The sequence below is a fragment of the Pseudomonas sp. MLB6B genome (genome assembly GCF_054508135.1).
Window position 1 is genome coordinate 2,648,081 of the sequence record NZ_CP199313.1, and the last position, 17,793, is coordinate 2,665,873.

Consider the following 17,793-nt stretch of genomic DNA (forward strand, 5'->3'; position numbering starts at 1 on the left):
GTTTTTTATTACCGCCAGGCAATTACTGCTTGGCAGGCTCTGCAGGAACGGTGGTGTTCGGTGCAGTGGTAGCCGGGGTGGCGTCGTCGCGCGCTTCTTCAGCGGCTTTCTGCTGTGCTTCGGCCTGGTCGGCAGCGGCTTTGGCTTTCTCTTCGTTCGCTTCGTTGACCTTGTCCTGGGCGTCGTTCATTTTTTCCTGAGCGTTCTGGGAATGCTCCTGTGCGTCCTGGGCTTTGTCTTCGCTGGCTTTATCGCAAGCGGCCAAGCCCATGGTAGCGGCCAACATCAGAGCAAAAGCAAAAGGTTTACGCATGATTGTGTATCTCCGTGGGTGAATAACTGACTTGTTGCTTCGAGTTGTGCCCTGCGAAAGAAGTTCCAAGCCTATTTCAGATAAACAGCGAGTTGTCGTCAGGGCGCACATACAGGTCTTGTTGCTTGCACACGTGCGGCCGGATGTGCGTTTTATTACTACCTGGTCGGACGCCAGTACTTTCTAAGTACGCGCACGCAGGCTTCGACAGATTCTAGAGCGGTTGTAAATCTCGCCCCTTGAAATGCCCGAGCCAGCCCCCATCTGTTGGACATCCCGCCCTGAAAGCAGGCCTTGGCCGTCACGGCGACCTCCGCCAACCAATTGGAGTTTTGAAGACCATGAGTGTGGATACTCAAAAGGAAACCCTGGGCTTCCAGACCGAAGTGAAGCAACTGCTGCACCTGATGATTCACTCCTTGTATTCGAACAAGGAAATCTTCCTGCGTGAGCTGATCTCCAACGCCTCGGACGCCGCCGACAAGCTGCGCTTCGAAGCCCTGGCCAAGCCCGAGCTGCTCGAAGGCGATTCGGAGCTCAAGATCCGCGTGAGCTTCGACAAAGCGGCCAATACCGTGACCCTGGAAGACAACGGCATCGGCATGAGCCGCCAGGACGTCATCACCCACTTGGGCACCATCGCCAAGTCCGGGACCGCTGACTTCATGAAGAACCTCACTGGCGACCAGAAGAAGGACTCGCACCTGATCGGCCAGTTCGGCGTGGGCTTCTACTCGGCCTTCATCGTCGCCGACAAGGTCGACGTGTTCAGCCGTCGCGCCGGCCAGCCGGCCGCCGAGGGTGTGCACTGGTCGTCCAAGGGCGAGGGTGACTTCGAGGTCGAGACCATCGACAAGCCCGAGCGTGGTACGCGCATCGTCCTGCACCTCAAAGCCGGTGAAGGCGAGTTCGCCGATGGCTGGCGCCTGCGCAACGTGATCAAGAAGTACTCCGATCACATCGCTCTGCCGATCGAACTGCCCAAGGAGCAGGCAGAAGCCGCCGAGGGTGAAGAGGCGCCTGTGCAGGAGTGGGAAACGGTCAACCGCGCCAGCGCGCTGTGGACGCGTTCGCGTTCCGAGGTCAAGGACGAGGAGTATCAAGAGTTCTACAAGCACATCGGCCACGACTTCGAAAACCCGCTGACCTGGAGCCATAACAAGGTCGAAGGCAAGCTGGAGTACAACTCGCTGCTGTACGTGCCGGCCCGCGCGCCGTTCGACCTGTACCAGCGCGAAGCGCCACGCGGCCTGAAGCTGTACGTGCAACGCGTGTTCATCATGGACCAGGCCGAGTCGTTCCTGCCGTTGTACCTGCGCTTCATCAAAGGCGTGGTCGACTCCAACGACCTGTCGCTGAACGTGTCGCGGGAAATTCTGCAGAAAGACCCGATCATCGACTCCATGAAAACCGCGTTGACCAAGCGCGTGCTGGACATGCTGGAGAAATTGGCCAAAAACGAGCCCGAGCAATACAAAGGCTTCTGGAAGAACTTCGGCCAAGTGCTCAAAGAAGGCCCGGCCGAAGACTTCGCCAACAAGGAAAAGATCGCTGTTCTGCTGCGCTTCGCCTCCACCCAGGGCGACAACGGCGAGCAGGACGTGTCGCTGGCCGATTACCTGGCACGCGCCAAGGAAGGTCAGGACAAGGTCTACTACCTCACTGGCGAGTCCTACGCGCAGGTCAAGAACAGCCCGCACCTGGAAGTCTTCCGCAAGAAAGGCATCGAAGTGCTGCTGCTGACCGATCGCATCGACGAGTGGCTGATGAGCTACCTCACCGAGTTCGACGGCAAGCAGTTCGTCGACGTCGCGCGCGGTGATCTGGACTTGGGCGCCTTGGATTCCGAGGAAGACAAGAAAGCCCAGGAAGAAGTCGCCAAGGATAAGGAAGGCTTGGTCGAGCGTCTGAAAGCCGCACTGGGCGACAGCGTCGCCGAAGTGCGCGTGTCGCACCGCCTGACCGATTCGCCGGCAATCCTGGCCATCGGCGAGCAGGACCTGGGCTTGCAGATGCGTCAGATCCTGGAAGCGAGCGGGCAGAAGGTGCCGGACTCCAAGCCGATCTTCGAATTCAACCCGAGCCATCCGTTGATCGAGAAGCTCGACCATGAGCAGAGCGAAGACCGCTTCGCCGAGCTGTCGCACATCCTCTTCGACCAGGCTGCCCTGGCGGCAGGCGACAGCTTGAAAGACCCGGCGGCCTATGTGCGCCGTCTGAACAAGCTGCTGGTCGAGCTGTCTGCTTGAGTTGATGCGTCTGTACGAAAGCCCGCTTCGGCGGGCTTTTTTCATGGGGCCGGCGCACGCTGCGTGGCGGCCGCGACGTGAAAACACAGGAGAAGTACATGAGCAAGGTCATCACCGAATCACTGACCTACCGTTGTTCCGGCCAGACCTTCGAAAGCCGTCTGGTCTATGCCCAGGACGGCCTGCCACGGCCGGCGCTGATCATGGCGCCGAACTGGATGGGTGTCACCCCAGGCGCCGAGCGCATCGCCCAGGAAGTCGCCAGCCGCGGTTACGTGGTGTTACTGGTCGACCTCTATGGCCAGACGCTGCGCCCGAGCAACGCGGACGAAGCGCTGGCAGCCATGATGCCCCTCAAGGACGACCGCCATGAGCTGCGCAAGCGCATGAACGAAGCGCTGGCACAGTTGCTGGGGCAGCCCCGCGCGGTGCTGGCACCGGGCAAGGTGGCGACTTTCGGTTTCTGTTTCGGCGGCTGCTGTGCGCTGGAGCAGGCACGTAGCGGTGCGGATCTCAAGGCGGCGATCTCTTTCCACGGCACGCTCGATACGCCCGATCCGGCCGACGCCAAACGGATCGAAGGTGCCGTATTGGTATTGCACGGTGCCCAGGACCCCCTGGTGCCCAAAGAGCAGTTGCCAGCCTTCGAGGCGGAGATGTCCGCCGCCGATGTGGACTGGCAGTTGACCAGCTACGGCGGTGCGGTGCACTCGTTCACCGACCCCGATGCCAACGTGCCGGGCAAGAACCAGTACAACCGCAAGGTGGCGGAGCGGGCGTTCACGGCGATGTACAACCTGCTGGACGAGGTGTTCGCTCGCTGACCGGACGAACGTCCGTGCCGAGGCGTCGGCCCGTTACCCCAGGGCTGGCGCACAGGGCAGGGCAGGGCTGAACCCCAGGCTCCAGGCGCGGGTCTACCTGGCTTCAATTCGATGAAGGAAGCCCCCGCCATGATCGCCAGAGCGCTCGCCGCCGTGATCTGTTCCGGCCTGCTGTCGCAACCCTGCCTGGCGCGCGAATACCGCTACACCGATGCCCACCTGCATTACGTCGACTTCTTCCAGGAGACTGAAGGCATGCCCGCCTTGCTCAAGGCCATGGACGAGGCGGGCGTCGATCAGTCGATGATTTCCGGCATTCCGGTCGCGAAGAAATGGCACGAAGACGAACCCAAGCGGCCGCGTTACTACGCAGGCGATGACGCCAGCGCCTACTGGTACAGCGCCACCGACGTGTACGTCGCCGCAGCCCTGCAGGCCTTGAGCCCGGAGCAGCGTCAGCGCTTCCATCCGTTTCTCAGCGGCTTCAACCCGGTCGACAAGAACTCGGCCAAGCACATCGAGCGCATGCTCGACCTGTACCCAGGGCTCTGGCAAGGCATCGGCGAAGTCTTCACCCGGCACGACGACCTCACGGCCCTGACCAGTGGTGACACCCCCAGGGCCAACAACGAGGCCATGAACCTGATATACACTCTGGCCGGCAAGCGCGACCTGCCGGTGTTGGTGCACTCCAACATCACCTCCAAGCGTGAGCGCAACGCGTTGTACCTGGAGGAGATCGAGCAGCCGCTGCGCGATCATCCGGCCACGCGCTTCATCTGGGCCCATGCCGGCAGCAGCATGGAAATCCATCGCCATCAGACGCAGATGAAATTCCTTCTGCCGACCCTGACCCGGCTGCTGGAAACCTACCCGAACCTGTACGTCGACCTGTCCTGGAGCGTGCTCGAACCCTATCTGCTGGACGAGCAGGGCAAGCCGCGGCAGGGCTGGCTCGATCTGGTCGAGCGTTTCCCGGACCGGTTCATGCTCGGCTCCGACGTGGTGGGACGTTTCGACAGCATCGGCGAGCAGATGAAGGGCTTCGATCCCTTTCTAGATGCCTTGCCCGAGACGGTGGCCCATAGGGTGGCACGCGATAACTTTCTCGCTTTATTGCCTAAAGGTCGTTGACGCCCAGTCAGCAGGCCAACCGCAGATACGAAAACGCCCCGAACCAGTCGGGGCGTTTTCATTTGTTGCCTACAGTGTCACTTGCCCTGCCAGCGCTTGAGCACCAGGGTAGCGTTGGTGCCACCGAAGCCGAAGCTGTTGCTCATCACGGTGTCGATCTTGGCGTTTTCGACGGTGGTGCGCTGGATCGGCAGGTCGGCGACCGCTGGGTCCAGTTCGTCGATGTTGGCCGAACCTGCGATGAAGTTGTTTTCCATCATCAGCAGGCAGTAGATCGCCTCGTGCACACCTGCGGCGCCCAGCGAGTGACCGGACAGGCTCTTGGTCGAGCTGATCGCCGGTGCCTTGTCGCCGAACACTTCACGTACGCCCTTCATCTCGGCGACGTCGCCGACCGGGGTGGAGGTGCCGTGGGTGTTGAGGTAGTCGATCGGGGTGTCGACGGTGGACAGCGCCTGCTGCATGCAGCGGATGGCGCCTTCGCCGCTTGGCGCGACCATGTCGTAGCCGTCGGAGGTGGCGCCGTAGCCGACGATTTCGGCGTAGATCTTGGCGCCGCGGGCCAGGGCGTGTTCGAGTTCCTCGACCACCACCATGCCGCCGCCGCCGGCGATCACGAAGCCGTCACGGTCGGCGTCGTAGGCGCGCGAGGCCAGCTCCGGCGTCTCGTTGCGCTTGGTCGACAGCGCACCCATGGCGTCGAACAGGAACGATTGGCTCCAGTGCTCCTCTTCGCCGCCGCCGGCGAAGACGATGTCCTGTTTGCCCCACTGGATCTGCTCCAGTGCGGTGCCGATGCAGTGGGCGCTGGTGGCACACGCCGAAGAGATCGAGTAGTTGATGCCCTTGATCTTGAACGGTGTGGCCAGGCAGGCCGAAACGGTGCTGCCCATGGTGCGGGTGACGCGGTAAGGGCCGACGCGCTTGACGCCTTTTTCACGCAGGGTGTCCAACGCTTCCATCTGGTTCAGCGTGGACGCACCACCGGAACCGGCGACCAGGCCGGTACGCGGGTTGGAGACCTGCTCTTCGGTCAGGCCGGCATCCTTGATGGCGTCCTGCATGGCCAGATAGGCATAGGCGGCGGCATGGCCGACGAAGCGGAACACCTTGCGATCGATCAGTTCTTCGAGGTTGAGGTCGATGGAGCCGGACACCTGACTGCGCAGGCCTTGTTCCTTGTATTCCGGGTTGTAACGGATACCTGGACGGCTGTTGCGCAGGCTTTCGGTGACAGTAGCTTTGTCATTGCCCAGGCACGAAACGATGCCCAAACCAGTAATAACGACGCGGCGCATGCGAATGACCCTTAGAAGTTGTCTGTGGAGGTGAACACGCCGACCCGCAGGCTTTCAGCGGTGTAGATCTCTTTACCATCGACGCTGACCATGCCGTCGGCAATGGCCATGTTCAGCTTGCCCTTGAGGACGCGCTTGATGTGGATGTTGTAAGTGACCTTCTTCGCGGTCGGCAGGACCTGCCCGAAGAACTTCACCTCACCCGAGCCCAGCGCCCGGCCGCGGCCAGGCAAACCCTGCCAGCCCAGGTGGAAGCCAACCAGTTGCCACATGGCGTCGAGGCCCAGGCAGCCTGGCATGACGGGGTCGCCTTCGAAGTGGCAGGCGAAGAACCACAGGTCAGGCGTGATATCCAGCTCGGCGACCAATTCACCTTTGCCGTACTTGCCACCCTCGGCGCTGATATGGGTGATGCGGTCCACCATCAGCATGTTCGGGGCGGGCAGTTGCGCATTACCTGGGCCGAACAGCTCACCGCGACTGCAGCGCAGCAGGTCTTCCCGAGTAAAGGCGTTTTGTTTGGTCATGCGAGCTCCTCAATAACCCCCTGTGGCAGGGGACGAATCTTCCCGGCCAACCCCCGAACGTCTTGCGTCAGTGGGGGCGGCAGCCTACAGGTAGACTATTGCGTTGTAGTGAAAGTCACAGTGCATCCGGTAAACAAGTACAGGTGTTCACTGAAACGTGCATTTTCAGGCTATGCGGCGGTCCTGTCCAGTGCGGGCAGCACATTAAGACTGCCGCAATTCTTTCTCAATCGCTACCCGACACGTCGTGATCGGGCAGCCAGCGCTGCAAAACGTCCAGCAATTCGGTGCGTTTGAGTGGTTTGCTCAGGTAGTCGTTCATCCCGGCTGCCAGGCAGCGCTCGCGGTCGCCCTGCAAAGCGCTGGCGGTCAGGGCGATGATCGGCAGGTCGCGCCCTTCGGCCAGCGCGCGGATTCGTCGCGTCGCCTCGTAGCCGTCCATCAACGGCAAACGGCAGTCCATCAATACTGCCGCGAAACGCCGCTGCTGGATCTGCTCCAAAGCCTGCTGGCCGTCGCCCGCGATGCAGGTCTGGAAGCCCAGGCTGCGCAGCATGGCTTCGATCACGCTGCGATTCACCGGATTGTCCTCCACCAGCAGCACCGGCCGCTCCTGTCCGGAGGCTGCAGGCACGGCCGGCGCCCGCGGCGCCAAGGTCGGCAGTTGCGACAGCGCGAGCGGCATTTCCAGGGTGAAGGTCGAACCCAGGCCTTCGCGGCTTTGCGCATACAGCACGCCGCCCATGCGCTCGGCCAGGGTGCGCGCGATCGACAGGCCCAGGCCGGTACCGCCATAACGGCGCGAGATCGAACTGTCGGCTTGCTGGAAGGCGACGAACATTGTCTCCAGACGCTGGTCATCGATGCCGATGCCGGTATCGCGCACCGCGCAGACGAAGCGAATCTGTTCGTGTTCGATCAACCGCCACCCAGCCTCGACCACCACCTCGCCACGTTCGGTGAACTTCAGGGCGTTGCCGATCAGGTTGAGCAGGATCTGCCGAATCCGCGTCGGATCTCCTTTCACCTGCAAGGCTTCGAGACTCTCCGGCGCTTGCAGGCGCAAGTTCAGACCGCGCTGATCGGCGCCATGCTGGAAGGAATGCACGCAATTGGCGATCAGTTCGCCCAGGTTGAAATCGATCGACTCCAGTTGCAACGTGGTGCGTTCGATGCGCGAGAAGTCGAGGATGTCGTTGATGACCTTGAGCAGGTGCCCGGTCGATTCGCTGGCCACGCTGGTGTACTCGGCCTGCTCGGGGGTCAGTTCCGTGGTGTCGAGCAACTGCAGCATGCCCAGCACGCCGTTCATCGGTGTGCGCAGCTCGTGGCTCATCATCGCCAGGAAGTCGGATTTGGCGCGGTTCGCCTGCTCGGCTTCCTCACGGGCCTGCACCACCTGGGCCATGGCTTGGCGCTGCTCGTCGCTGGCCTGCTCCAAGGCGAAGGCCAGGTTGTTGATGTGCGCTGCCAAGTGGCCGAGTTCGCTGTCGTCCACCACCGGCACATGGGTGGTGAAGTCGCCTTGCTGGATCGCCCGTACCGCCTCGCCCATGGCGCTGATTGGGGTCGACAGCCGGGTCGCCAGGCGCCGTGCCAGGAAAAAGGTGAATAGCAGGGCGCACAAGGCCAGGATGCCGGCTTTGACCACCATTTCCTGCTGGCGCTCGCTGAAGGCGTCGTCCGACATGCCGACGATCACCCGGCCCAGATAGTCGTCGCCGACATTAGGCGCGGCGGTGCCCGGCTGCAGAAAGTCGTCGTCCAGGCGAATCTGCTGCAAACGGATGGCCGCTTGGAACACTTCCACCCGTTGCGCGCGGTTGAGACTTTCGTCCGCCTGCTCGACGTACACCAGGATGTGGTTGCGGCTGTCCTGCACTTCGAGAAAGCGCACGTGGGGAATGCTCAAAGTGGCCCGCATGAGGCTTTCGAGCATGTCGTTGTTGCCCGAAATCACGCCGTACTCCGAGCCCGGCGCCAGTTGGTTGGCGATCAGTTGGCCAGTGTGGTTGAGCTCTTGGCGCAGGTCCTGCAGGCGTACGAAGGTGAAGAAGCCGATCAGCAGCAGGGTCAACAACAGGGCAGGGCCGAGGCTGATGATCTGGGTGCGGGTATGGATGTCCCAACTCAGGCGCTTGCTCATGGGCTTGGCGCCTCTTCGATCGCCAGGGCGGCAGCGGTGGAGTCGATGGGCTCGAGCCCCAGGGTATGCGCCACCCGCTGGTTGCCGCTGACGCCGAACTGGCTGGGGTAGAGGCTGCGCGGCCACTGCGCGGCGGGCTGGTCGAGCAGACGGTCGAGCACGGCCAGCCAGTCGGTCTGGTCGCTGAAGGTGCTGGCCAGGGCACCGGCACGCACGAAGCCTGCGGTGGGGCCGATCAACGCGAGTTGACGGCTGTAACTGCTGAGGAGCAGGTTCTTCGCGGTGAGGGCGTTGTACAGTTCGGGGTCGTCCAGGCCTAGCAGTACGTCACTGTCGGCCAGTACCTGTTGCAGCGCGCGGCTGTCACGCGGGCCGTTCCAGGCTTGCGGCACGATCTCCAGGCCCAGGCGACGGGCGACGGGGCGTAGTTCATCGAGCAGAAACTGGCTGCGTTCGCTGTACAGCACGCCGACCCGGCGAGCCTTGGGCAGCAGGTAGTGGATCAGGCGCAATTGCCGGGCCGGTGGCGGATCGCTCCATAGCAGGGTCAGGAAGGCTGGGCGCTGATGCGGCCAGCGCTGCTGGGCCTGGACGCGGTTGATGCGCAACACCAGGGCCGTAGGGCCGGCGCTTTGCCTCAGGCGCCAGTCCAGCGCCGCATCGTCGAGCAGGATCAGGCGCACATCAGGCTTGAGGGTGGCCGGTGCGGGCATTTGCTCAACGCTGCGAAACTGCACGACGTCGTCGCCACGGCGCACTTGCAGGCCGGCGCTGAAGCTTCGGTAGCTGGGCTGCGCCTGGGCACCGACCAGCAGCACTTCGGCGGCGGACGATCCGGCCAAGGGCAGCAGCCACAACCCCACGATGCGTAATGCCCGCCACATCAGCGCCGCGCTCCAGCGACGGCATCGCGCGGTATCGCCTGGGTCCGGGCGACACCGCTGAATCCTTTGAGCCTGGCTATTGTCATACCGCTACACGCCAGCCTGACAGGCAGCGGCAGGCGAGCGCCCACGGCGAAGTCGTCGCATGGGCCACAGCAGGGTAGGCAAGGGACTATTGACGCGCCAGGGGACACAGGACGGCCTTGGGTCGAGGGCAAGCCGGCTATGGTAAACCACCACGCGGCTTTTACCAGTGCGCTCGGCGCGAGCGGCAGCTTGCCTGCCAGCGCTGGTGATGCGCAGGCACACCCGTATAATGCGCCTGGCGCACTCAATTCAACGGTTCGATGGACGACATATGACTCAACAGCAACCCGTCGCGGTGCTTGGAGGCGGCAGTTTCGGCACCGCCGTGGCAAATCTGCTGGCCGAGAACGGCGTACCGGTACGCCATTGGATGCGCGACCCGCAGCAAGCCGAAACGATGCGTGTAAAGCGTGAAAACCCGCGTTACCTCAAGGGCATCCGTGTACACGATGGCGTCGAGCCAGTCAGCGACCTGCTCGCCACCCTGCAAGGCTGCGACCTGATGTTCGTGGCCTTGCCTTCCAGTGCCTTGCGCAGCGTGCTGGCGCCCCATGCCGCCTTGCTCGGCGGTAAGGGTTTGATCAGCCTGACCAAAGGCATCGAAGCGCAGAGCTTCAAGCTGATGAGCCAGATTCTCGAGGAAATCGCTCCGCAGGCGCGTATCGGCGTGCTCTCGGGCCCCAACCTTGCGCGCGAAATCGCCGAGCATGCGTTGACCGCCACTGTGGTGGCCAGCGAGGACCAGGCCCTGTGCCAACAGGTACAGGCCGTGCTGCACGGCCGCACCTTCCGTGTCTACGCCAGCACCGATCGTTTCGGCGTGGAACTGGGCGGGGCCTTGAAAAACGTCTATGCCATCATCGCCGGCCTGGCCGCAGCCTTGGGTATGGGCGAGAACACCAGGAGCATGCTGATCACTCGCGCCCTGGCCGAGATGACCCGCTTTGCCGTCAGCCAAGGTGCCAACCCCATGACGTTCCTGGGCCTGGCCGGGGTCGGCGACCTGATCGTCACCTGCTCTTCGCCCAAGAGCCGCAACTACCAAGTGGGCCACGCGCTGGGCGAGGGTTTGTCGCTGGCCGAGGCGGTCGAACGCCTGGGCGAAGTCGCCGAGGGCGTCAACACCATCAAGGTGCTGATGGCCAAGGCCCAGCAGGCGCAGGTGTACATGCCCCTGGTCGCCGGCCTGCATGCCATTCTCTTCGAAGGGCGTACGCTGGATCAGGTGATCGAGCACCTGATGCGCGCCGAACCCAAGACCGACGTCGACTTCATTTCGATCGACGGCTTCAACTGAGCCAAGGAGTGACACATGAACCCGACCCCGGAACACGGTGAACACGAATCGATCCTGCTGCGCGTGCTGTGGATGCTGGTCTTTCTGCTGATCTGGCAACTGGCCGAGGTGCTGCTCGGCGCGTTGGTGCTGGTGCAACTGGTCTACCGCCTGGTCTACGGCGCTCCGAGCGCCAGCGTGATGAGCCTTGGCGACAGCCTCAGCCAGTACCTGGCGCAGATCGGTCGCTTCGGCACCTTCCATACCGACCAGAAACCCTGGCCGTTCAGCGACTGGCCAACTCCGCGGCCACCACAGGGCGAAGCGGCGCACGTGGTCGAACCGGCCGTGCAGCCGGCCCATCCCGTGCAGCCGGCCGCGCCTGCCGAAGACGAGACGCCCAAACCATGAAGCTGTGGGTACTGCGCCACGGCGAGGCCGAGCTGCGCGCCAACAGCGATGCCGAGCGACGCCTCACCGCCCAGGGTCGCGAGCAGGTGCTGCGCAGCGCCCTGCACCTGCAAGACCAGCCGCTCCAGGCGGTCCTTGCCAGTCCCTACGTGCGGGCCCAGCAAACCGCCGCGCTGGTGCACGGCGCGTCGAACTTGGCGCTGCCGGTCACGACGGTCGACTGGCTGACGCCCGACAGCGATGCGCAGCACGTCATCGCCATGCTCGAGAGTCTGGAGCTGGAGCAGGTGTTGCTGGTCAGCCATCAACCCTTGGTCGGCATTCTGGTGGCGTTGCTCGAACAGGGCCACCGTCAACAGCCCGCGCCGCTGGGCACCGCCAGCCTGGCCGAACTGGAAGGCGACTGGCCGTTGCCTGGCCTGATGACCCTCAAGGCGCTTCATCATTCCTGAAGGCCGCGCAACTGACATTTTTGTCAGTTGTCGATCGCTGCGGGCCCTTGCTAGTTTTTCGCTATCACGCAGGGGCAGAGCCCAGGGAAGTCGTCTTGATGAGCACTCGGTATCTGGAGTTGGTAGGGTCGGCGGATCTGCGCGCGACCGTGTTGAAAGTGGAGAGCGACCAATCGCTCGATTTTGCCGAGTACCGCCTGCTTCAGGACAGCGCCAACGCCAAGCTCGATCAACTGATCCGCAAGCTTGGCCACCCCGACGACCTCGAAGAGCTGCGCATGCTCAGTGCGCGCATGGCGCACCTGCTGCAAAGCAGTTGCCTGGCCCTGCGCCGGCGCAAGCTCGGGCGCCCGGACCAGACCCTGGCGCGTGAAGCGCTGGAGGCGCAAATCGCGTACATGCAGGCTTGCCTGCGACGCTCGCTGCTCAGTTTCGACTCGCCGTGACTGACCTGATCGCCATGGGCAATGACCGTTCTGGGCATTGCCGGCCTCCCGGGCCGAACAGACAATGGGCGCTCATTCCGTCTTCGGACCCGGCGCCATGTCGCAGCCCATCTTCTTCGCCCACGCCAACGGCTTTCCTTCGGCCACCTACGGCAAACTGTTCGCCGCGCTGGCGCCGGATTACACCGTCACCCACCTCGATCGGCACGGCCATGACCCACGCTTTCCGGTCGATGACAACTGGCTGCAGTTGGTCCAGGAACTGCTGCACCACCTGGCTGGCCAGGCGGCGCCGGTCTGGGGGGTAGGGCATTCGCTCGGTGGGTTGCTGCACTTGCACGCCGCGCTGCTCGCACCGCAGTTCTATCGCGGCCTCGTCATGCTCGACTCGCCGCTGCTGACCCGTGTCGATCGCTGGATGATCCACCTGGCCAAGCGCCTGGGCTTCATCGACCGCATCACGCCGGCCGGACGCACCCTGGGTCGTCGCGAGGCGTTCGCCGACCGCGACAGCGCACGGACCTATTTCAGTGGCAAGACGTTGTTCCGCCAGTTCGACCCCGAGTGTCTGGACGCCTACCTCGAACACGGCCTGCAACACGCTGAGCAAGGCCTGCGTTTGCGCTTCGACCCCGCTACCGAGATCAGCATCTACCGCACATTGCCGCATCGCCTGCCCAGGCCCGCCCAGCACCTGCAACTGCCTGTGGCGATGGTGCGTGGGGCACAGAGCGGGGTGGTGCGGCCGCACCATGGCCGGGCCGTGCGCGGCCTACCGCTTGGCGAGTACCACTGCCTGCCGGGCGGACACATGTTTCCGCTGGAACGACCGGCCGACACCGCCAGCCTGCTGAAGGCACTGTTCGCGCGTTGGGGGCAGGCATGAGCAGGCCAGTCGAAGAAGTGCGTCTGGACCTGGGGCACATCGAGTTGGCCGCGCACCTGTTCGGGCCGGCCGAGGGCCTGCCGGTCATCGCCTTGCACGGCTGGCTGGACAACGCCAACAGCTTCGCCCGCTTGGTACCCCGACTCAAAGGCCTGCGCATCGTCGCCCTTGACCTGGCCGGGCACGGTCATTCCGCGCACCGTCCGGCGGGCGCGAGCTACGGCTTGGCCGACTATGCCTTCGACGTACTGCGCGTCGCCGAGCAACTGGGCTGGCAGCGCTTCGGCCTGCTCGGCCACTCCCTGGGTGCGGTGGTCGCCGTGCAACTGGCCGGCGCCTTGCCGGAGCGGGTCAGCCACCTGGCGCTGATCGACGGCGCGTTGCCACCCACCGGCGAGGAACAGAGTGCCGCCGAACGGCTGGGCATGGCCCTCAAAGCGCAGCTTCGCCGCGAAAGCCGGCCCAAAACGGTCTACCCCACGCTGGAGCAAGGTGTGGGTGCGCGCATGAAGGGGATGGTCGCAGTCAGTCGCGAGGCGGCCGAGCTTCTGGCCCAGCGCGGATTGATGCCGGTGCCCGGGGGTTACAGCTGGCGCAGCGACAGCCGTCTGACCCTGCCGTCGCCAGCGCGCTCGAGCCAGGCGCAGGCATTGGCCTTCGCTCAGCGCGTCGGTTGTCCGACCTGCCTGGTGGTGGCGGCCGACGGGCTGCTGGCCCCACACCCTCGGCTGCTGGAACAGCTACCCTTCGAACAGGTGGTGCTGCCAGGCGGCCATCACCTGCACCTGAACGACGAACCCGGCGCAACCCTTGTTGCAGACTGTTTCAATCGCTTTTTTGGCTTTCCTTGACTTGCACCCGGCAAGTGTCGAGGCTTGCCGGGCCGACTAGGGAGAAAGTCATTCCATGCCAAACGTCCAACCACCTCATCGCCACCTGTGCCACTGCGAGTGTGGCCGATGAGCGCCCTCGTTTTCCTGCGCAGCGCGCTCGCTGCCGGCCTGGTGCTGTCCAGCTCTTGTCTCTTGGCAGGCAATTTGCCGGTTCCGCAGGATGCCAAGGTGGTCGACCAACGCCCAGCCACCGAACAGGAACGCGTCTATCCGCTCAGCCCACTGCGCAAGATCAGCGGTCGTTTGCGCCTGGACGAGAAGGTCGAAGCCCGCGGGCAGGTCAGCTCGCTGACCTACGAGTTGCCGGTTGAGCGCAGCGCGCGTGAAGCCTTCACCCAGGCACGCGAGGCCTTGCAGGCCGAGGGCGGTTACCCGCTGTTCTGGTGTCAGGGCCGCGATTGTGGCGAAGCCAGCCTGTGGGCCAACGACGTGTTCGCCAACGCCCGGCTCAACGGCGGCGACGAGCGTCAGGCGTTCATCCTGCTGCGCCGCTCCGCCGAGCAGGCCGACACTCTGGTGGCGCTGTACAGCGTGACCCGCGGCAATCGCCGCGCGTACCTGCACGTCGAAGAGTTCGTCGCCGCCGCGCCCCTGGGCGAGCTGCTACCCACGCCAGCCACCGTGCTGCGCGAGATGCGCGATACCGGCAAGCTCGACTACCCTGACCTCGGCACGCCGCAAGCGGCCTGGGTCAAGCTGCTCGGGCGCAGCCTCAACCTCGACAGCACCTTGCGCGCCAGCCTCAGTGGCGCCCAGGCCGAAGACTGGCGCCAGCAACTGATCAAGGCCGGTGTGCGCAGCGCCCGCCTGGAAGTGGGCGAGGCCGCCACCGAAGGTTTGCATTTGGAATTGATCCGCTGAGTAGTCTCGTGATGCCCAACAACGATCGTTTGTTCGTGCAGATCCTTCTGCTGGCGCTATTGGGCGCCGCCCTCTGGGTCATGGCACCGTTCATTTCCGCGCTGCTGTGGGGCGCGATCCTGGCCTTCGCCAGTTGGCCGCTGATGCGCCTGCTGACCCGCCTGCTGCACGGGCGCGAAACGCTCGCGGCGGGCATCCTCACCAGCGCCTGGATCGTGGTGGTGGTGCTGCCGTTGGTGTGGCTGGGGTTCAACCTGGCCGACCATATCCGCGATGCCACGGCCTTCGTGCGCGATGTTCGGGTCGATGGCCTGCCGCCGGCGCCGGCCTGGCTGGGCGCGTTGCCCCTGGTGGGCGAGCGGCTGGTAGGCATGTGGGACACGGTCGACCAGCAAGGCCCGGCACTGCTGGCGTCGGTCAAGCCGTACCTGGGGCAGACCGGCAACTGGCTGCTGGCACGCAGTGCGCAGATCGGCAGCGGGGTCCTCGAACTCAGCCTGAGCCTGATCTTCGTGTTCTTCTTCTACCGCGACGGCCCGCGCCTGGCGGCTTTCGTGCTGCGCTTGCTGCAGCGTTTGATGGGCGCGCGCGCCGGTTACTACCTGGACCTGGTGGCCGGCACCGTCCAGCGGGTGGTCAATGGGGTGATCGGCACGGCGGCCGCACAGGCGCTGCTGGCCCTGATCGGCTTTCTCATCGCCGGCGTGCCGGGGGCCATCGTGCTGGGGCTGGTCACCTTCATGCTCAGCCTGATTCCCATGGGCCCGCCGCTGGCTTGGTTGCCCGCCACGGCCTGGCTGGCGTGGAAGGGTGAGTACGGCATGGCGGTGTTCCTCGGCATCTGGGGCACGTTCGTCATCAGTGGCGTGGACAACGTGCTCAAACCCTACCTGATCAGCCGCGGCGGCGACCTGCCGTTGGTGATCGTGCTGCTTGGGGTGTTCGGCGGCCTGATCGCGTTCGGGTTCATCGGTTTGTTCATCGGCCCGACGCTGCTGGCGGTGGGCTACAGCCTGTTGCTCGACTGGAGCCACAATGCCGGGGCGGCGGACGACCCCAAGGCGCCCGACGCGTGAGGTAGCGGCGGCGGTTGCCTTGGCGGCGGCCGCTGGGTGGTCGGCACTGCTTATGTGACGCTTGTGCCTGGGCAGCTGTACCGCGCCCGGGCCGTCATGGTTCGCCGACAAGCCGAAACCCACCTTTTTTACGCATTCTTTACGCCTTCCTCCGGCAATCGCCCTCGCGCCTTTACGGCGCGTCCTCGGACAATTTCCCCACGGCGCCGGTCGCCATCACTTGGGGAATGCATCGATGACCATCCTTGACACCGTCTCACTGCTGCTGGCCGTCGCGCTGGCGGCTTACCTGTTGCACGCGCTGCTATGCAGCGACCGGAACTAGGGGCGGCCATGCACAGCTACGACTACGCCTTGCTGCTCGGCTTCTTTCTCCTGATCCTGCTGCCGGCGCCCTGGCTGGGGCGCTTCTACTACCGCGTGATGGAAGGCCAGCGTACTTGGCTCAGCCCGGTAGTCGGCCCTGTGGAGCGCGGCTGTTATCGTCTCGCCGGGGTCGACACGGGCCGTGAACACACCTGGCAGCAGTACACCCTGGCTTTGCTGGTCTTCAATCTGGCGGGTCTGGCTTTGCTGTTCGGCGTGCTGAGCCTGCAACAGCACCTGCCGCTCAACCCCCAGCGACTGCCCGGGCAGTCCTGGTCGCTGGCCCTCAACACCGCAGTGAGCTTCGTCACCAATACCAATTGGCAAGCCTACAGCGGCGAGACCTCGCTGAGCCCGTTCAGCCAGATGTTCGGCCTCAGCGTGCAGAACTTTCTCAGCGCCGCCACGGGTCTGGCCGTGCTGGTCGCGCTGTGCCGCGGTATCGCACGGCGCTCGGCGCGCAGCCTCGGCAATTTCTGGGTCGACCTGACCCGCGCCACGCTCTACGGCCTGTTGCCGCTCAGTGTGCTCCTGGCGCTGCTGCTGGTCTGGCAGGGCGTGCCGCAGACCTTTCTCGACCAGGTGCAAGCCGTCACCTTGCAAGGCAACGGTCAGGCCCTGCCCCTGGGGCCGGTCGCCAGCCAGATCGCGATCAAGCAGCTGGGCACCAATGGCGGCGGTTTTTTCGGCGTCAATTCGGCGCATCCGTTCGAAAACCCCAGTGCCTGGAGCAACCTGTTCGAGTTGGTCGGCATCGTGCTGATCCCGGTGGCGCTGGTGTTCACCTTCGGCCATTACGTCAAGGACCTGCGCCAGAGCCGAGCGATTATGGGCTGCATGCTGGCGCTGTTCGTGCTCGGCGGCGCCACCGCGCTGTGGGCCGAGCATCAGCCCAATCCGGCGCTGGCAAGCCCGCTGGTGGAGCAGGGCGCACCGCTCGAAGGCAAGGAAGCGCGTTTCGGCACCACCGCCTCGGTGCTGTGGGCGGTGACCACCACGGCTGCGTCCAATGGCTCGGTGAACGCCATGCACGACAGCCTCAACCCGCTGACCGGTCTGGTCACGCTGGCCAACATGATGGTCGGCGAAGTGATCTTCGGCGGGGTCGGGGCCGGGCTGTACGGCATGCTGCTGTTCGTGCTGATCGCGGTGTTCCTGGCCGGATTGATGATCGGCCGTACGCCGCAGTACCTGGGCAAATCGTTGCAGGCGCGGGAGGTCAAGCTGCTGGTGGCGACCTTGCTGGTGATGCCCTGCGGCGCCCTGGTGCTCGGCGCGCTGGCCAGTAGCCTGCCCGGCGCCCAAGGCGCATTGAGCAACCCGGGGCCGCACGGGTTCAGCCAACTGCTGTATGCCTTCACCTCCAGCGCCGCCAACAACGGCTCGGCCTTCGCCGGCTGGGCCGCCAACACCCCGGCGCACAACCTGCTGCTGGCCCTGGCCATGCTGATCGGCCGCTTCGGCTACATCCTGCCGGTGCTGGCGCTGGCCGGCAGCTTGGCGGCCAAGCGCGGCAGCGCAGCGGGGGTGGACAGCTTCCCCACCCACGGGCTGCTGTTCACCAGCCTGCTGTTGATGACCGTGCTGCTGGTGGGCGGGCTGACCTTCCTGCCGACCCTGGCCCTGGGGCCGATCGCCGAACACCTGAGCTTGGGTTTCTGAGG

17 protein-coding genes are annotated in these 17,793 nt (G+C 64.4%); 12 read left to right on the forward strand and 5 right to left on the reverse strand.

The genetic code is table 11. From position 1 onward, the window contains the following. Positions 1-22: 22 nt before the first annotated feature. Positions 23-313, reverse strand: a complete 291-nt coding sequence (locus ACSMEV_RS11775; RefSeq protein WP_459205313.1) for a hypothetical protein — start codon at positions 311-313, stop codon at positions 23-25. A 341-nt stretch (positions 314-654) separates the two neighbouring features. On the opposite strand from ACSMEV_RS11775, the gene htpG reads away from it, so the two are divergent. From htpG to ACSMEV_RS11790, 3 genes are all read left to right on the forward strand, one after another. Further along, positions 655-2,562, forward strand: a complete 1,908-nt coding sequence (htpG, locus tag ACSMEV_RS11780; protein ID WP_459205314.1) for a molecular chaperone HtpG — start codon at positions 655-657, stop codon at positions 2,560-2,562. Between the two features lie 98 nt (positions 2,563-2,660). Next, positions 2,661-3,386 (forward strand): dienelactone hydrolase family protein, encoded by a 726-nt coding sequence (locus ACSMEV_RS11785; protein WP_459205315.1) that lies wholly within the window; start codon positions 2,661-2,663, stop codon positions 3,384-3,386. 129 nt (positions 3,387-3,515) lie between these two features. Then, positions 3,516-4,520 carry an amidohydrolase family protein gene (locus tag ACSMEV_RS11790; protein WP_459205316.1) on the forward strand — a complete coding sequence of 335 codons (1,005 nt, stop codon included), beginning with the start codon at positions 3,516-3,518 and terminating at the stop codon, positions 4,518-4,520. A gap of 77 nt (positions 4,521-4,597) precedes the next feature. Here the strand turns inward: ACSMEV_RS11790 and fabB are convergent, their stop codons facing one another. The 4 genes from fabB to ACSMEV_RS11810 form a co-directional block, all read right to left on the reverse strand. Next, positions 4,598-5,818 (reverse strand): beta-ketoacyl-ACP synthase I, encoded by a 1,221-nt coding sequence (fabB, locus tag ACSMEV_RS11795; protein ID WP_459205317.1) that lies wholly within the window; start codon positions 5,816-5,818, stop codon positions 4,598-4,600. Between the two features lie 11 nt (positions 5,819-5,829). Then, positions 5,830-6,345, reverse strand: coding sequence for a 3-hydroxyacyl-[acyl-carrier-protein] dehydratase FabA (gene fabA / locus ACSMEV_RS11800; RefSeq protein ID WP_459205318.1), 516 nt, complete (start codon positions 6,343-6,345; stop codon positions 5,830-5,832). A gap of 226 nt (positions 6,346-6,571) precedes the next feature. Further along, a complete protein-coding gene (locus ACSMEV_RS11805; RefSeq protein WP_459205319.1) occupies positions 6,572-8,491 on the reverse strand; it encodes a response regulator in 1,920 nt (639 codons plus the stop codon). Further along, positions 8,488-9,375 carry an ABC transporter substrate-binding protein gene (locus tag ACSMEV_RS11810; RefSeq protein WP_459205320.1) on the reverse strand — a complete coding sequence of 296 codons (888 nt, stop codon included), beginning with the start codon at positions 9,373-9,375 and terminating at the stop codon, positions 8,488-8,490. Before ACSMEV_RS11810 ends, ACSMEV_RS11805 begins: the two co-directional genes overlap by 4 nt. A 358-nt stretch (positions 9,376-9,733) precedes the next feature. On the opposite strand from ACSMEV_RS11810, the gene ACSMEV_RS11815 reads away from it, so the two are divergent. The 9 genes from ACSMEV_RS11815 (at position 9,734) to kdpA (ending at position 17,791) form a co-directional block, all read left to right on the forward strand. Beyond that, positions 9,734-10,759 carry an NAD(P)H-dependent glycerol-3-phosphate dehydrogenase gene (locus tag ACSMEV_RS11815; RefSeq protein ID WP_459205321.1) on the forward strand — a complete coding sequence of 342 codons (1,026 nt, stop codon included), beginning with the start codon at positions 9,734-9,736 and terminating at the stop codon, positions 10,757-10,759. 15 nt (positions 10,760-10,774) lie between these two features. Beyond that, complete coding sequence (locus ACSMEV_RS11820; RefSeq protein WP_459205322.1) at positions 10,775-11,149, forward strand: DUF4389 domain-containing protein; 375 nt, start codon at positions 10,775-10,777, stop codon at positions 11,147-11,149. Further along, positions 11,146-11,601 carry a phosphohistidine phosphatase SixA gene (gene sixA, locus ACSMEV_RS11825; protein WP_459205323.1) on the forward strand — a complete coding sequence of 152 codons (456 nt, stop codon included), beginning with the start codon at positions 11,146-11,148 and terminating at the stop codon, positions 11,599-11,601. The genes ACSMEV_RS11820 and sixA overlap by 4 nt, the downstream gene beginning before the upstream one ends. 98 nt (positions 11,602-11,699) lie before the next feature. Beyond that, entirely contained in the window at positions 11,700-12,047 is a 348-nt protein-coding gene (locus ACSMEV_RS11830; protein ID WP_459205324.1) for a hypothetical protein, read from the forward strand. Between the two features lie 97 nt (positions 12,048-12,144). Next, positions 12,145-12,933: an alpha/beta fold hydrolase gene (locus tag ACSMEV_RS11835; RefSeq protein ID WP_459205325.1), complete on the forward strand. Its 789-nt coding sequence runs from the start codon at positions 12,145-12,147 to the stop codon at positions 12,931-12,933. After that, a complete protein-coding gene (locus ACSMEV_RS11840) occupies positions 12,930-13,784 on the forward strand; it encodes an alpha/beta fold hydrolase (protein ID WP_459205326.1) in 855 nt (284 codons plus the stop codon). The genes ACSMEV_RS11835 and ACSMEV_RS11840 overlap by 4 nt, the downstream gene beginning before the upstream one ends. A 108-nt stretch (positions 13,785-13,892) precedes the next feature. Next, positions 13,893-14,687 carry a DUF4892 domain-containing protein gene (locus tag ACSMEV_RS11845; protein ID WP_459205327.1) on the forward strand — a complete coding sequence of 265 codons (795 nt, stop codon included), beginning with the start codon at positions 13,893-13,895 and terminating at the stop codon, positions 14,685-14,687. Positions 14,688-14,698: 11 nt separating this feature from the next. After that, positions 14,699-15,763, forward strand: coding sequence for an AI-2E family transporter (locus ACSMEV_RS11850; protein ID WP_459205328.1), 1,065 nt, complete (start codon positions 14,699-14,701; stop codon positions 15,761-15,763). A gap of 333 nt (positions 15,764-16,096) precedes the next feature. Beyond that, entirely contained in the window at positions 16,097-17,791 is a 1,695-nt protein-coding gene (kdpA, locus tag ACSMEV_RS11855) for a potassium-transporting ATPase subunit KdpA (protein WP_459205329.1), read from the forward strand. Positions 17,792-17,793: the final 2 nt, after the last annotated feature.